Origin of the sequence: Algoriphagus yeomjeoni (genome assembly GCF_049821175.1) — a bacterium.
Taxonomy (GTDB): Bacteria; Bacteroidota; Bacteroidia; order Cytophagales; family Cyclobacteriaceae; genus Algoriphagus; species Algoriphagus yeomjeoni_A.
This window is the reverse complement of record NZ_CP187512.1, coordinates 4,630,075-4,645,200: the sequence shown is the minus strand read 5'-3', so window position 1 is coordinate 4,645,200 and position 15,126 is coordinate 4,630,075. Positions and strand designations below refer to the sequence as shown.

Annotated in this window: 13 protein-coding genes and 1 tRNA gene; 3 read left to right on the top strand and 11 right to left on the bottom strand. The window is 40.7% G+C overall.

Features of this window, described 5'->3' with window-relative positions:
• Positions 1-15: 15 nt before the first annotated feature.
• From ACPUEN_RS19210 to ACPUEN_RS19190, 5 genes are all read right to left on the bottom strand, one after another.
• Positions 16-819, bottom strand: a complete 804-nt coding sequence (locus ACPUEN_RS19210; RefSeq protein WP_425637554.1) for a 3-keto-disaccharide hydrolase — start codon at positions 817-819, stop codon at positions 16-18.
• A gap of 85 nt (positions 820-904) precedes the next feature.
• Positions 905-1,801, bottom strand: a complete 897-nt coding sequence (locus tag ACPUEN_RS19205) for a diacylglycerol/lipid kinase family protein (protein WP_425637553.1) — start codon at positions 1,799-1,801, stop codon at positions 905-907.
• A gap of 13 nt (positions 1,802-1,814) precedes the next feature.
• Positions 1,815-2,780: a phosphatase domain-containing protein gene (locus ACPUEN_RS19200; protein WP_425637552.1), complete on the bottom strand. Its 966-nt coding sequence runs from the start codon at positions 2,778-2,780 to the stop codon at positions 1,815-1,817.
• Between the two features lie 111 nt (positions 2,781-2,891).
• The gene (locus tag ACPUEN_RS19195) at positions 2,892-3,944 is read right to left on the bottom strand and encodes a M42 family metallopeptidase (RefSeq protein WP_425637551.1); all 1,053 of its coding nucleotides are present in this window, start codon (positions 3,942-3,944) and stop codon (positions 2,892-2,894) included.
• Positions 3,945-4,083: 139 nt separating this feature from the next.
• Entirely contained in the window at positions 4,084-5,967 is a 1,884-nt protein-coding gene (locus ACPUEN_RS19190) for an amidophosphoribosyltransferase (protein ID WP_425637550.1), read from the bottom strand.
• A gap of 358 nt (positions 5,968-6,325) precedes the next feature.
• Here ACPUEN_RS19190 and ACPUEN_RS19185 point away from each other — a divergent pair, with 358 nt between their 5' ends.
• Both ACPUEN_RS19185 and ACPUEN_RS19180 read left to right on the top strand, forming a co-directional pair.
• Positions 6,326-6,643 carry a hypothetical protein gene (locus tag ACPUEN_RS19185; protein ID WP_425637549.1) on the top strand — a complete coding sequence of 106 codons (318 nt, stop codon included), beginning with the start codon at positions 6,326-6,328 and terminating at the stop codon, positions 6,641-6,643.
• 82 nt (positions 6,644-6,725) lie between these two features.
• Positions 6,726-8,132, top strand: coding sequence for a sigma-54-dependent transcriptional regulator (locus ACPUEN_RS19180; RefSeq protein WP_425637548.1), 1,407 nt, complete (start codon positions 6,726-6,728; stop codon positions 8,130-8,132).
• Here ACPUEN_RS19180 and ACPUEN_RS19175 read toward each other — a convergent pair.
• Positions 8,129-10,657: an ATP-binding response regulator gene (locus ACPUEN_RS19175; protein WP_425637547.1), complete on the bottom strand. Its 2,529-nt coding sequence runs from the start codon at positions 10,655-10,657 to the stop codon at positions 8,129-8,131. The genes ACPUEN_RS19180 and ACPUEN_RS19175 overlap by 4 nt on opposite strands.
• Positions 10,658-10,702: 45 nt before the next feature.
• Positions 10,703-11,245, bottom strand: coding sequence for a DsrE family protein (locus ACPUEN_RS19170; RefSeq protein WP_425637546.1), 543 nt, complete (start codon positions 11,243-11,245; stop codon positions 10,703-10,705).
• A 102-nt stretch (positions 11,246-11,347) separates the two neighbouring features.
• On the opposite strand from ACPUEN_RS19170, the gene ACPUEN_RS19165 reads away from it, so the two are divergent.
• Entirely contained in the window at positions 11,348-11,581 is a 234-nt protein-coding gene (locus tag ACPUEN_RS19165; protein WP_425637545.1) for a hypothetical protein, read from the top strand.
• Positions 11,582-11,620: 39 nt separating this feature from the next.
• Here the strand turns inward: ACPUEN_RS19165 and ACPUEN_RS19160 are convergent.
• From ACPUEN_RS19160 to lepA, 4 genes are all read right to left on the bottom strand, one after another.
• Positions 11,621-11,704 (bottom strand) — tRNA-Leu (locus ACPUEN_RS19160).
• Positions 11,705-11,785: 81 nt separating this feature from the next.
• Entirely contained in the window at positions 11,786-12,667 is an 882-nt protein-coding gene (locus tag ACPUEN_RS19155; RefSeq protein ID WP_425637544.1) for a bifunctional 5,10-methylenetetrahydrofolate dehydrogenase/5,10-methenyltetrahydrofolate cyclohydrolase, read from the bottom strand.
• Between the two features lie 88 nt (positions 12,668-12,755).
• Positions 12,756-13,013 (bottom strand): four helix bundle protein, encoded by a 258-nt coding sequence (locus ACPUEN_RS19150; protein ID WP_425637543.1) that lies wholly within the window; start codon positions 13,011-13,013, stop codon positions 12,756-12,758.
• 286 nt (positions 13,014-13,299) lie between these two features.
• Positions 13,300-15,093 (bottom strand): translation elongation factor 4, encoded by a 1,794-nt coding sequence (lepA, locus tag ACPUEN_RS19145; RefSeq protein ID WP_425637542.1) that lies wholly within the window; start codon positions 15,091-15,093, stop codon positions 13,300-13,302.
• Positions 15,094-15,126 lie beyond the last annotated feature (33 nt).

Genomic DNA, 15,126 nt, shown 5'->3' with positions numbered 1-15,126 from the left:
GATACTTGCTACTTTTTAAAGCTCTTTAATCTTCAAATTCTTAAAGATCACGCCCTGGCCTTCACTCTGCAGGCCGATATACCCTTCGGTTAGCGCCTTCCCGTCCACTTTATACTGCGGGTCAAAATCATTCGCTACTCCTCCACCAATCTGAGGTTTGGTGTATCGAAGAACCTCTTCATCGTTAACAAGATGAATCACCAACGAATCTCCATAAACTATCAAGTCAGCTTTCACCCACTCATCCCATTTGAAGGTTGGAGAAGTGGAATTGATGCAGTGACGAGGATCTTTTTCCCCTTCAAAAAACACATCTGTACCTGGAGAACACATATTTCCAGTTGGTCTAGGTACGCCTTCTTTTTCTTCAGCCAGCATTTGCCATTCCACAGAGATCGGCCAATCCTGCTCTTTTAGAATCGTCTCCGGAGCTTGGGAGTGAAACATCACTCCGCTATTCCTGTAAGTATAGCTCGCTGCATCCTCCAGCCACTGTTCCGTAAATCTATATTCCCAAGTCATGTGGAAGGATGAAAAAGGCTGCTTGTAGAACAAATGACCGTAGCGATCATTAAAACCCTCATTATAATCATCGTAGTTCACTTCTATACTGCCATCTACTACTCGAAAAGTGTTTTGATAATTATCGCCAGTCTCGTGATGGTAAATTTTCGGAGTCCAATTTTCGAGGTTTTGACCATTAAACATTTCTGTCCATTCAGGCTTGGGTTCTTCTGCAACCTGAGTTTCTTTTTTCTCAGAACTACAGGAAATGAGTATGCTACTTATCAGGGAAGCAAATAGTACTTTTCTATACATGGAAATTAGGGTTGAGGTAAAAAGATAAAAGTAAGGTAAGGAATTCTATGGTTCTGATTAACTCTTTTAGATGAGTGCACGCTTTCTAGGAAGTATGGCAAGCTTTGAATGACTTTCCTGTCAGAAACTTAAAAGCGTGCTTTCCAATTTTAGCAGAAACAGTTTCAGGGTGATTCATCATTTCGCCATCAATTTGAAATTCTGCTCCTTCTAAATTATCAATCTGACAACTGGACACACTCCAAGTCTTTATACATTCCAATTCATCCAAATTGCCTTTCAAAAATGCCATGGTCATTTTCACGTAATCTTCAGCTGTCTCAGGATTGAGGGAAATAACTTCAAATTTTCCATCATCCATAATCCCTTTACAATTCACTATTGCACCTGTGCCATATTGATCTCCATTTGCAATTACTATCATCTTTGCAGTGACATTTATAGTTTCCTCATCCAGCTTTAGAAGGAATTTTTTGGCCTTCGAAGAAAAAATCTCTGAAAAAGAATTTTTCACATATCCGAACATTCCTCTAGAATCATCCTGCTCAAATTTCTTGATCAGATTGGCATTCATTCCAAAATCCGCAAGGTGAAGACAAAGTTCTCCATTAATATGAATCGCATCGATCTGATGAACTTTGAAATCCCGAACAGCCTCCCAGGCATCAGAAATCATTTCTATTCCCATGCATTTGGCCAACCCATTTGCTGATCCAAGTGGAACAATCACCAAGGGCACATTTTGATCTTTCAAGCTTTTGGCGACCATCTTCACAGTGCCATCGCCCCCTCCTATCAAAACTAACTCTGGTTGATATTTTTGAAACTCATCCAAAATCATTTCATCATCCTTTTCACCAGAGGTTTCTATAATGTAAGGAATAAAGCCTGGCAACTTTATTTCAAGAATTTCATTAATCTCATCTCTATCAAAATCGTTTGACCCAGATATTGGATTAAATACAAAAAGACAATTCTTCATGATCTGATCTAACTTAGTTAAAGCTTAATTCCTTTTCTAAAATTTGCATGGCTTCTTCTGAGCTTTCAATAAAATGGAAATGCCCCAATGAAATAATATGCTTGAGTTTTTCTTTTCTATCTGGATCAAACTTTTCCACTAATCGAATAAAAGTACCTTTCACTCGATTAGGATGTTTCTCAATAACGTCAGCATAGATTTCAGGATCTTCCTGTCCACTATCGCCAATCAAATAAAAAGACATCTCAGGGTAAAGATTGAAAAGCAATTCTATCTTTTCGAACTTGTGATTATGATTCCCACCTCCTGATTTCCAAATATTCTTCAAGTTTATATGCTTGTCTTTCAGCAAAATTGGTCCCTCTGGAATATGTCGGAATCTGAGAAAATCTTTAATTAGGTCAAATAGTGACCAGTCACTGCTTGAAACGTAAAATATAGGACTTGAACCATTTCCTGTAAGTTTTTTGTAAAAGCCAGAAACTCCCGGCAGTGGTCTTCTGGTAAAAGCATTTTTGGAAATTGATAACCAAAACTTTTTCCCAATATCCGTGGAATGAGAAATGATAATTGTATCGTCAATATCAGATATCACCCCGGTACCATCTTCATATCTTACTACTTCTAATTGCGCAGTCTGAGATTTCTTAGGTGTGGGCTCTAAGACTTTAAAAAAAACAATCTCACTTAGGTTCTCACTAGGTTTGCATTCCCCAATTTGTAACTCAAAAACCCCATCCTCATCAGTGGAGACGACGTAGCTTTTTTCCTGAAAAGTGATTTCTACCTTGGCTAAAGGAACAGCAGAACCAGAGTACCTCCTGATTGAAGCCAGAATATTCTTTAGCCAGTTATTCCTTGATGAAGGTCTCTTTTCTGTATAGGCGCTAATTACCCTACCTTTTAAGAAAACAACTTCACTATTGCCGAACGCAAGAAACGGTTCCACAATAGTTCTATCATGTTTCACTAGTGACATTATAAATATTGATAGTTGGTTCATTACTTTTAAATCAAAAACCAAGCTGCACTAGCAACCTAAAAAGTAAAAGAGCCTTTTGGAATTGACATCCAAAAGGCTCTTGTTCGTTTAATGCTTCCAGTCGTATTGATCAATATTCTCTAGACAGGATTTTAGTAACGCTATAGAATCTGCTATATCCTGCTTGTGAGCCATCTCTATCACTTGATGCAAGTGTCGGGTTGGAATTGAAATCGCTCCCGCAATCGCTCCTTGTTTCCCCATTCTCTGAACTCCGGCAGTATCTGTTCCTCCGGCCACAAGAATCTCAGGTTGCCATTTAATAGAAGCCTTATCAGCAGTTTGCTTCATGAATTCCACCATCCTATAGTCGCAAATCGTCATCGCATCCATGATTTTGATGGCAGTACCTTTACCCAATTCGGTCACCTTCTCATGAGCCTGAGCACCTGGCACATCAAAAGCAATCGTGGTGTCTAAAGCTATTCCAAAATCAGGGTTGATTCCGTGCGCAGCTACATTTGCTCCTCTCAGACCAACCTCTTCCTGAACGGTGAAAGTGGCGTAGACGTCGTAGGCTGGGTTTTCTAATTGCTTGAGTGTTTCTACAAGAATAAAGACAGCAACTCTATTGTCAATGGACTTACAATTCACACAATCACCCATCTCGATCAATTCCCTATCTCGCGTTACTGGATCTCCTACAGTGATGTATTTTTCCACTTCCTCTTTAGACATTCCCAGATCGATGAAAAAATCAGTGGTTTTTGGAAGTTTGGTACGCTCCTCCGCAGACATGACATGGATAGGCTTGCTTCCCATTACTCCTACCAGATCTTTTTTTCCATGGACGATTACTCGCTGAGCAGTTAAAGTCTTCGGATCAAAGCCACCCAAGGTATGGAATCTCAGAAAGCCATTATCATCAATATGAGTGACGATAAAGCCGATCTCATCCATGTGAGCAGCGATCATCACCCGCTTGCCATCAGGATTTCTTTTGCCTTTTTTGATGGCAATTACATTCCCGATATTATCTACTTTGACTTCATCAGCTAGTGGAGTGACCAAATCAAGCACTAAATCTCTTACTCTTTTCTCAAATCCTGGTGCTCCGGCGATTTCACAGATTTCCTTAAGAAGGGCTACGTTTATGTTCATTTTTAATTTTTTTCTAATTAGGTAAAATTAATAATTTGAACTGTCTTGAAAGAGAAAAAGGCACAAAGAATAACTTCTCTGTGCCTTAACTATGATTTGCTTTGCTCTTTTTGGAGCATCACAAACCGATTAAAATGCATTAATAAGCTCTTACAGTCTTGCCTTCCATAAAGTTTGCAAAAGATCTGTTGACAACTCTCATCCCGCCTGTAGTAGGATAATCACCTGTAAAATACCAGTCGCCAAGATGGTCTGGACAGCATTTGTGAAGATTATCAACTGTCTGATAAATTACTTTTACTTCAGCTTTGATATCATCATTGGTTACAATCTCAGAGATTTTCTCAGAAATCTCATCATCAGTAAATGAGCTATACACACCTTTCACAAAATTCTCTGTTGAATAAGGGTGCGCATTACAAGCATCATAAACTTGATCCAAGGTGTTCTCGATTTTCCTCTCCTTGATCAAAGCTAGAGCGGCTCTAAAAGCAATGAATTCTTTCATCTTCGACATATCGATCCCGTAACAATCAGGGAATCTAATTTGTGGAGCTGAAGAAACTATAATTATTCGCTTAGGACTCAACTTATCAAGGGTGGTAAGTATGCTCTTTTCCAGCGTAGTACCCCGCACGATACTATCATCAATTACCACAAGTGTATCTATGCCTGACTTAATCACTTCATAAGTGGTATCGTACACATTTGCTACTATAGTATCACGATCTTCATCGTTGGTGATAAAAGTCCGCAATTTCACATCTTTACTTACAAGCTTTTCTACTCTTGGGCGGAAGTTCAAAAGCTCGTCTAGATCCCCCATGTGCGGTTTTCCGTCCACGAAGACTTCCCTTCTTTTGGCCGCCAAATAATCCTCCAGGCCTTCGATCATTCCAAGAAATGCCGTTTCAGCAGTATTTGGAATGTATGAAAACACGGTATTTTTCAGATCGAAATCAATCGCTTTCAAGATCTGAGGAATTAAAGCCTTACCTAGATTTTTTCGCTCTTGGTAGATATTTGGATCAGTTCCTCTAGAAAAATAGATTCGCTCAAAAGAACAGGATTTCTTTTCCCTTGCAGGCATAATTTCAGATTCTGCAAAAGATCCATCCTTATTGATCACCAAAGCATGCCCTGGCTGAATCTCCTTGATGGAATTGAAATTAATGTTGAATGCAGATTTGATTGCAGGTTTTTCAGACGCAACTACGATCACCTCATCATCAGCGTAATAATAAGCTGGACGAATGCCTGAAGGATCTCTCACTACAAAAGCCGAACCATTACCCACAATACCAGCCATAGCATATCCACCATCAAAATCTCTACAAGATCTTCGCAGAATTCTAGCCATGTCCAATTCATTCTCGATCAATTGGGTGATCTGCTCATTAGAGAATTGGTGCTTGTATTTATCAAAAATTCGTTGATTTTCTTCATCAAGGAAGTGGCCGATTTTCTCCATCACTGTGACAGTATCAGTTTTTTCCTTTGGGTGCTGACCTAGCTGAACAAGCTTATCAAAAAGCTCTTCCACATTAGTCATATTGAAGTTACCGGCCATTACTAGGTTACGGCTTCTCCAATTGTTTTGCTTTAAGAACGGATGACAAGTCTCAATGGAATTCTCTCCATGTGTCCCATATCTCAGGTGGCCTAGCCAAACTTCCCCGGTAAAAGCAATATTTTCTTTGAGCCAAGCCCCATCAGAAAGCGCATCATGGCCTCCGATTTTCTTTGCTTTTTTGTACTTCCTGTTGATTTTGTCAAAGATGTAATTGACTGCTGAAGGCTCAATTGATCTATATCTACTGATATATCTAGTCCCAGGCTTGGTGTCAATTTTGACATTAGCGACTCCAGCACCATCCTGACCTCTATTGATTTGTTTTTGCATCAGGACATACAATCTGTTAGAAGCAAAAGCAGCTGTCCCGTACTTATCAATGTAATATTGGGCAGGTTTTCGCAATCTAATCATTGCTATGCCGCATTCGTGTTTGATGGCGTCACTCATAGAGTATGGCAAATGTTATTTTGAAGAATCAAAGTTACTAGTTTTTAAAAGAATTTTCCCTCAAAAAAGTTCGGTTTCAAGATTATATATTCTGTCAAATCTGCCCATTCAGGATAAGCTGCGAAATAGCTGAGATAGCCTATGTTTTATTGGGTGTTTTTAGATTTCTTAAGAACAATCTGAGGCTTTTTTCTACAAAATAACTTTTGATTTTTATCAACAAATCGCTCTAAACCGCATTTTTACTACTTGGCATACCCTCTGCATCTAGTCTAAAAGATTCAAAACAAAGGTTTTGGATTTAAGAGTCCGGACTCTAACAACAGATTAATTAAAATTACCTAAACCAACTATTATCATGAAAAAAGTTCTTTTTATGTCCGCTATGTTATTTGCTGGAATTGCCATGGCTTCACCAGTGAGTACCACAAACTTGAATGCTACTACCAAAATGGAAATCCAGCAAGAGAAGGTGAAAATCGAAACCGATGCACTTCCTGATCCAATAAAAGCTTCCATAGCAGCAAATGAAGAAGTAAAAGCCTTAGTGATTGCTGAAGCTTTTAAAGTAAGCAAGGTAGATGGCACTACACATTTCGAAGTTGTATTTGATAATGGTACAGAAGAAAAACTGACCAAAAAATATGACGAAGAAGGAAATGAAATAAAAGACTAGTTGCTTGAACCCTAAAGTAAAAAAGCACCGGGCACTTGTCTGGTGCTTTTTTTGTTAACTAGCTCTACAAAGAAAGATATTCATGAAGCGTATATTATTAGTAGAAGATGACCTGACTTATTCCCGGATCGTCAAGACCTTTTTGGAGAAAAATGGATTCCTTATTCAGACTGCTGTCAAAGTCAAGGAAGCCCAGCAATTATTTAGCAACTCTAAGTTCGATTTGATCATTGCCGACTTCAGATTACCGGACGGCACCGGCATGGAACTACTACAATGGTCCAAAAGCAATTATCCTCAAACCCAGGTGATCCTGATCACTCACTATTCCGATATACGAATTGCAATTAAAGCGATGAAACTGGGAGCCTTCGAGTACATTACCAAGCCGATCAATCCTGATGAGCTTTTGGCAACTGTAAAGGAATCTCTTTCCGCCAAAATACCTGACCCTATTTCTTCGGACACCATAACAGCTCCAACAAGTTCGTCAGCCAAAAACAAGGTGAACAGTAGCTATGTTGTCGGCAGTTCTGCTGAAGCAGAAAAACTTGAAAAGCATATCCAACTAGTCGCACCAACAGACTTGAGCGTATTGGTACTAGGGGAAACGGGAACAGGAAAGGAATTTATTTCAAGAAGAATTCATGATTTCTCTACCAGAAAAGATGGGGCTTTTATTGCGATTGACTGCGGGGCTTTGCCCAAAGAACTAGCTGGTAGTGAACTTTTTGGCCATGTAAAGGGTGCCTTTACGGGAGCTTTAGAAAACAAAACGGGACATTTCGAGATGGCCAATGGTGGCACCATCTTCCTTGACGAAATCGGGAACCTTAGCTATGAGGTACAAATTCAATTACTGAGAGCGATTCAAGAAAGAACAATCCGGAAAATCGGAGGCAATAAAGAAATTCAGATAGATGTACGAATTATTGCTGCCACCAATGACAACCTGATATTGCAGGCTGGAGATGGACATTTCCGTGAGGATCTGTACCACAGACTCAATGAATTTACCCTCAGTGCCATCCCACTCCGCAGTAAAAAAGAAGATTTGGAAGATTTCGCAGATCAATTCTTAGAAGAAAGTAATGAGCGGCTAGGCAAAAATGTTAAGGGATTTTCTCCGGAAGTTTGGGAGATTTTCCTTGGGTATGACTGGCCAGGCAACTTACGGGAATTGCGAAATATCATTAAACGGGCGGTTCTTTTGACTTCAGGATCTCATGTAGAGAAAGAATCCTTGCCTGCAGACTTATATGAGCCATCTATCAGTCTGGCTGGGTCAAACGGAAGTTATTCCTCAATTACAAGCAAAACTGATATGCTTTCTCCGAAAGATTACAAATCCCAGTGGATAGAGCAGGAGAAGGAATTGATTCAAAAAGTACTGATGGACACCAAGTTTAACAAGTCCAAAACTGCCCGGATTTTAAATATGGATCGTAAGACCCTTTATAGCAAAATGGAAAAATACGGATTGGATTAACTATGTAAATCCGCTGTTTTTTCAATGGTCTCGGAAAGCGCTGATAGCAGGATATTAATTTCTTCATCCAGCTGATTTAGGGTGTCACCGAGACCATTTTTATTCCCTATTTTCAAACTATTCTCCACCTTTCTTGCAGTATGACCTGCAGTACTTTTTATCTGGCCAAGGCGGCTTCCCAACTGATGGCAGATCTCTAAAATCTGGTCATAATCATCTTTCAATCGAGCCTTTTTCAATTTATTGAGATCCTTTTTAGTCTCTACAACTAATTCACGCACAATATCTTGGAGCAATAACTCATCACCCATACAGAACCTGGCTAAATCTTTTAATTGAAAAAGGCTATTATCCGCCTCGCTGATTTTATGACTTAAAGGAGAGTTTTTCACAACATGATCTGGAAAAAACTTGCCTAAACATTCGATCAATACCCGCTCTTGGAAAGGCTTGAAAATAATCTCAGAAAAGCCGCTTTCCATCATTTTATCGCGCTCCTCCACAAAGACATTCGCAGTCATCGCGAGGATAGGAATTTCTTTATACTTTTCGATGGATCGAAGTTTTGCCACCACATCAAATCCTGAAAATTCAGGCATTTGAATATCCAAAATCGCCAAATCAAAATCGACTGCAACAAACTCATCACGGAAATTCACTCCACCAGGATATGCGATAATCGAAGCTCCAAAGTAACTTAGGATAGTCTCCAAATACCTTATCCCCACCTTATCGTCATCTACCAGAAGAATCTTCAGCCCAGAAAGATCGATGGTTGCAATTTCATCTGGGTTAAACTCCGCTCGTTGAGCTTCTGTAGCTACCATAGGTAAACTCACCAACATATCAGTCCCTTCACCCTCCACACTTTTGGCGGTAATCTCTCCTCCCATCAGGTATACCAAGCGCTGAACTATGGCCAATCCGAGTCCTGTTCCACCATATTTTCGGGAGATCGAGGTATCCGCTTGGTCAAATTCCATGAACACCTTCTCAAGTACAGCGGGCGACATTCCAATACCCGTGTCCTTTATCTCCACAGTCAGTACATTTTTTACCCACCCCACATTTACACAGATCGAGCCTTCCGAAGTAAATTTAAAGGCATTACTCAGCAGGTTATTCAGTATTTGCTTCAGTCGAAGCTGATCACCAATCAGCCATTTATCTTCTGGCAGATCCAAAGTCCATTCAAAATCAACTTTCTTTTCCCCAGCCTGCAATTCAAAGAAACTTTGCAAGGCAGAGAAAAGTGATTCTGGATCAAATGGATGCGCTTCCAGCTTCAACTTGCCTGCTTCCAGCTTTGAAAAGTCGAGTACCTCATCTACGATTTCCATTAAAGTATCCGAGGCAAAACCTATCATTCTGAGGTGTGATTGCTGACTAGAGTTTAGTTCTGATTTTTCCAAAACAGATCTGTACCCTTGAATGACATGCAGAGGATTTCTAATCTCATGACTCATATTCGCCAAAAACTCCTGCTTTGATCTAGCCAATTGCTCTGACTTCTGCCGAGAGATTTCCAGATTCTCCTGATACTTTCTGGTCACCTGGATCTCCTTCAAAATCGAATAAACCATAACCGCCGCGCCTATCACTGCCAAAACCACAATCAAGATCAGGAAATAAGTCATGTCATAGGTGAGCTGATAGGCAGAATCGTTTTGGCGATCAGATTTCTCGATTGCTCGCTGCTGTAGCGTACTTACCAAACTTTGAATCGTGTTGATTATTTTACTTTGGCTGGCGGAAATATCAGATTCCATTTTTGCCAGTTTCTGCCGCTGAAATGATTCCTCCCGATTGACCCTGTTGATCACTCCTTTGATGCTGTAAAGGACACTATCTAGAGTTTGCCCTTCAGGCATATTGGAATCTTTGAAGTTTTGCTTTTGTAAATCACGTAGGAAGGCAATGGATTTATCGTCTTCTGTGGCAATGATGGTCTTCTGCTGAACTTTGCTCGTCTTTGCCTCTTGGCGCGAAGAAATCTCTTCCTCCAGCTCATTGAACAAAGAGGCTTTTGGATTGATCTTTTCGATGGGTTTTTGCTCCAGACTCGCCGCTCTCCTTCTGATTCCCAACTCCACTTTGTTCAGGGCTTCTTGGGTGAAATTTCTATTTGCCAAACTTGTCTTAACCTCATATAAGTTGACATAACCCAAAATAAGGGTATCCAGATTGGTTTTTACACTTTGTATATAGCTATTTTCTAAAGAGTCTTCAGCCAATAATGCCAATTCCTGAAGCTTGAGCTTGAGCGAAATCACACTTGAATCCTGAACTCTAAAGTCCTGTTCAACTGTGGAGTGATCCATTTGGGTGATTTGGATAATCTCAGATTGGAGATTATTAAGAAGGTTCTGTTTCTGATTGGGCTCGGCAAGCTCCTTCATGGTTTCAAGTAGCCGATTCTGAGTATAATACGTCAACCCAGCCATTCCAATCAGGAAAATAGAGGCTATGAAAAAGCCAGTAACGACTTTCCCAGCAGTATTGGAACTAGGGGATTTCTTATTCATTAAAAACACTTTACCCCAAGAACCAATAATTATTCCAATTGGGGATTAAAATTTTAAGATCGTGTAGCCTTTTGGAGCATAAGTAGTCACGGTAGTCATAGCTGATAAGGCTACGTTCACACCTTCGTATAAATCTGATTTTTGCAGATTTCTAGCTCGCAGCGACTGTCCACAAACCAGTACTTCTACTCCTGCTTCCTCCAATGCTTTAAACACAGGGATATTCGGATTATCAGAATTGTAACGCTTCTGATATACTTCATTACTCATGACCGTGGCGATAGCACCTCCGTGAATGACAACTTTCACGTGCATGCGATCTTTGGAAACACCAGCGAGGCCATGAAGATTCATCATACGAGCTATATTATCTACCCAGCGACTGACCTGAGCATTATCATCAGCTGCTGTGGTCATGTCAATTAGGATGTAATAATCCAAAGTTCCATCAGGTCTTTCAGATGCCTCAGGAACTTCAAAGATTCCTCCAAATCCCTTCACTAACGGGAATTGCGCTTCTTGAGCAAATGATAACTGAGTAGCAAAAAGAGCAAAGCAAAAGAAAGCCGAAGCGAATAATCGAGTCATGGGAATGTATTTAGGCTGAAAATGTAAGGAAAATATTAAGGAGAAAGGATGCCGATGGTGGAAAAAAGTCAATTTCAAACCGTTCTTTTATCGCGATCAGTAATGAAAAAATCCATTACGATTTGTGAAAATAAAAAACGAGGCGCTAGAGCATTCAACCAAGTCCAGCTTCTCGAAAAGCTGGACAACTCATACCCAGAGCCCTCTGCGTCAAACTCCGCGACCCCTTCGGGAAATAAAACAGACAAGACCTTCGAGGTTCGAAAAAACCTCAAAGATCATCAGAAACCTCGTATCCCGATAGCCATCGGTACGTACTTCCCAAATCGTAAATAAAAAAAGCCTCAACCGAACAAACGATCAAGGCTCTGATTGTGCGCACGAGAAGATTCGAACTTCCACACTACTTAAAGCACCAGCCCCTCAAGCTGGCGTGTCTACCAGTTTCACCACGTGCGCGGTTAACAGTCTGCAAAAGTACCAGACTTGCCTATTCCATGCAAACCCGATGCTAACCTTTTACAGTTATTTTCTTGGGTATTACCCGTAAACCTTCTTCTCAGCCGCCAAAAGCGTATTGTAAAGCAAGGACGCAATCGTCATCGGCCCTACTCCACCCGGTACTGGTGTGATCGCTGAAGCTATTTCTGAAACTTCCTCAAACTTCACATCTCCTACCAATCGGAAACCTGACTTCTTACTCGCGTCTTCGATTCTGTGGATTCCCACATCGATTACCACAGCACCTGGCTTTACCATATCTGCGGTTACAAAGTGAGGTTTACCCAAAGCCACGATTAGAATATCAGCAGTTTTAGCAATCTCAGGAAGATTAGCAGTTCGGCTATGTGTCAACGTCACGGTAGCATTTCCAGGATAGCCATTTCTAGCCATCAGGATACTCATCGGGCTTCCTACGATGTGAGATCTACCGATCACCACGCAATGCTTACCTGAAGTTTCGATAGTATATCTCTTCAGTAATTCTACGATCCCATAGGGAGTTGCCGCTACGTAAGCTGGCCAGTTAAGTGCCATACGACCAACGTTTGCTGGAGTAAATCCATCCACGTCTTTCTCAGGTTTGATCTTATTGGTTACTTTCTCGACAGAAATATGCTTAGGAAGAGGAAGCTGCACGATCAACCCATCTATAGAAGGATTGCTATTGATATCTTCCACTACTCTCAACAATTCTTCTTCTGAGACATTGTCTTCCAATCTTACCAAGGTAGATTCAAAACCACATTCTCCGCATGCCTTCACTTTTGCATTTACATAGGTCTGGCTAGCTCCATCACTTCCCACGAGTATCGCAGCGAGATGAGGGATTTTACCACCTTCCGCTTTTATTTCCGCTACACGGGTTGCGATTTCGGATTTGATTTCAGTGGATGTTTTTTTACCGTCGATTAAGATCATTTGATTTACGATTTTTGATTTACGATTTACGGGGTCAATTGGAACTTCAATCCTGCTATTATACACCAACCGCAAATTATATTATGGATTAAGAAGATCTTGATGTTTTTATGCTAGCAACAACTATTGCAACTAGTTCATCTGCTTCTTTAATTAGTCTCTTGATCTCGGGTGATAATTCAAGATCAGTATTTATTTCGTCGATCACTTCTAGAAAGAATTGACTTTCATCTGCTTCTTTCTCTACTATTTTCAATTTATTAATAAAATCAGCTTTTGATTTTGCTCTGCAAACTGCTCGATAATTAGCAGCAACCGAACTAGAACTTCTTATTAACTGATTCACCTAACTATTAAACTCTCTAGAATGAGGCAATTTCGAACACAATCTCCAAACATCAATAGCAAATTGCTTTGTCCTTCGGATCATTTCATTTTTCATATTGCACTAGTATTTAGAACTAAATCTAAAAAACTTACCTATGAAAATTTAGGGTCGAGGTACGATTTAATCTCAAATCATAAATCTTTATTCGTATTTACCTCTCCATTAATTAATGAAGCATTGATTACAAAACACGATCGAGGTTCAGATGGATGCCGTAAATCCCAAATCGTAAATCGTAAATACCTTAATCAAGCTTGAGTACAGCCATAAACGCCTCTTGAGGCACCTCGACGTTTCCGACTTGTCTCATACGCTTCTTGCCTTTTTTCTGCTTTTCGAGGAGTTTACGCTTGCGGGAAATATCACCGCCATAACACTTCGCCAATACGTTTTTACGCATTGCTTTCACGGTTTCTCTAGCTATGATTTTCTGACCGATAGCTGCTTGAATGGCAATTTCAAACATCTGACGAGGAACCAATTCCTTCAATTTCTCGCAAAGTCTCCTTCCCCAGTCGTAAGCTTTATCCCGGTGAACTACCGCAGAAAGCGCATCGACTGGCTCGCCATTTAGCATCACATCAAGTCTCACCATATGCGAAACTTGGTATCCTTTCAACTCATAATCCAAGGAGGCATAACCTCTGGAAATGGTTTTTAATTTATCAAAGAAGTCAAAGACAATCTCTGCCAGCGGCATATCGAAAGTCAATTCCACTCGCTCAGCAGTCAGATAAACCTGATTTTTAATCTGCCCACGCTTATCCATACAAAGTGTAATCACAGCACCAACATACTCTGCGGCGGTAATGATTGACGCTCGCACATAAGGCTCCTCGATGTGCTTCATCCGCGTAGGATCAGGCATATCTGAAGGTGCATTGATAAGTTGCACAGTATCGTTGGTCATGAGTGCTCTAAACTGAACCGAAGGCACAGTCGTGATCACAGTCATATCAAATTCACGCTCTAAACGCTCCTGGATAATCTCCATGTGAAGCATCCCCAAGAATCCGCAACGGAATCCAAAGCCCAAAGCCATGGAAGTCTCAGGTTCCCAAACTAGGGAAGCATCGTTTAGCTGAAGCTTCTCCATGGAATAGCGCAGTTCTTCGTAATCCGTAGTTTCCACTGGGTAAATACCCGCAAAAACCATTGGTTTTACGTTTTCGAAACCTTGAATAGCTTTATCGCAAGGTCTTTTGATGTGTGTGATGGTATCACCCACTTTGATTTCCTTGGCCACTTTTACCCCAGAGATCAGGTACCCCACGTTGCCGGCACTCATGGTTTGCTGAGGAATTTGGTTCAAGCCCAAAATCCCGATTTCATCCGCTTCGTATTCTTTTCCGGTGTTAACAAATTTGATTTTATCGCCTTTGCTGAATGTCCCGTTGAAAATTCTAAAAATCACTTCTACTCCCCGGAATGGATTATATACCGAGTCGAAAATCATTGCTTGAAGTGGTGCATCCGGATCACCAGTAGGAGCAGGAATTCTCGTCACTACAGCTTTCAGAATATCGTCAACACCAATACCTGTTTTGCCGGAGGCCAAAATAATATCTTCTCTGTCGCAACCGATCAAGTCAATCACCTCATCGGCAACCGCTTCCGGATCAGCTCCAGGAAGGTCAATTTTATTCAATACAGGAATGATTTCCAGATCATGGCCAAGTGCCAAGTATAAGTTGGAAATCGTCTGTGCTTCGATCCCTTGGGAAGCATCTACGATTAGCAAAGCGCCTTCACAGGCAGCAATAGATCGGGAAACCTCATAGGAAAAATCCACGTGACCTGGGGTGTCAATCAGGTTAAGCGTATATTCCTCACCCTCGTGGGTGTATTTCATTTGAATCGCATGAGACTTGATCGTGATACCACGCTCTCGCTCGAGATCCATATTATCCAACAACTGATTCTGCATATCACGATCAGCGATCGTATTCGTTTCCTGCAGTAACCTATCCGCCAGTGTACTCTTCCCATGATCAATGTGGGCGATGATACAGAAATTCCTTATATTTTTCATATTCATTTCGGGCGCAAAAATAGTAAATAACTAGGAGAT

Coding starts and splice junctions, on each gene's coding strand:
- ACPUEN_RS19210 (WP_425637554.1), bottom strand. CDS start 819: ATGTATAGAAAAGTACTATTTGCTTCCCTGATAAGTAGCATACTCATT.
- ACPUEN_RS19205 (WP_425637553.1), bottom strand. CDS start 1,801: ATGAAGAATTGTCTTTTTGTATTTAATCCAATATCTGGGTCAAACGAT.
- ACPUEN_RS19200 (WP_425637552.1), bottom strand. CDS start 2,780: ATGTCACTAGTGAAACATGATAGAACTATTGTGGAACCGTTTCTTGCG.
- ACPUEN_RS19195 (WP_425637551.1), bottom strand. CDS start 3,944: ATGAACATAAACGTAGCCCTTCTTAAGGAAATCTGTGAAATCGCCGGA.
- ACPUEN_RS19190 (WP_425637550.1), bottom strand. CDS start 5,967: ATGAGTGACGCCATCAAACACGAATGCGGCATAGCAATGATTAGATTG.
- ACPUEN_RS19185 (WP_425637549.1), top strand. CDS start 6,326: ATGAAAAAAGTTCTTTTTATGTCCGCTATGTTATTTGCTGGAATTGCC.
- ACPUEN_RS19180 (WP_425637548.1), top strand. CDS start 6,726: ATGAAGCGTATATTATTAGTAGAAGATGACCTGACTTATTCCCGGATC.
- ACPUEN_RS19175 (WP_425637547.1), bottom strand. CDS start 10,657: ATGAATAAGAAATCCCCTAGTTCCAATACTGCTGGGAAAGTCGTTACT.
- ACPUEN_RS19170 (WP_425637546.1), bottom strand. CDS start 11,245: ATGACTCGATTATTCGCTTCGGCTTTCTTTTGCTTTGCTCTTTTTGCT.
- ACPUEN_RS19165 (WP_425637545.1), top strand. CDS start 11,348: ATGAAAAAATCCATTACGATTTGTGAAAATAAAAAACGAGGCGCTAGA.
- ACPUEN_RS19155 (WP_425637544.1), bottom strand. CDS start 12,667: ATGATCTTAATCGACGGTAAAAAAACATCCACTGAAATCAAATCCGAA.
- lepA (WP_425637542.1), bottom strand. CDS start 15,093: ATGAATATGAAAAATATAAGGAATTTCTGTATCATCGCCCACATTGAT.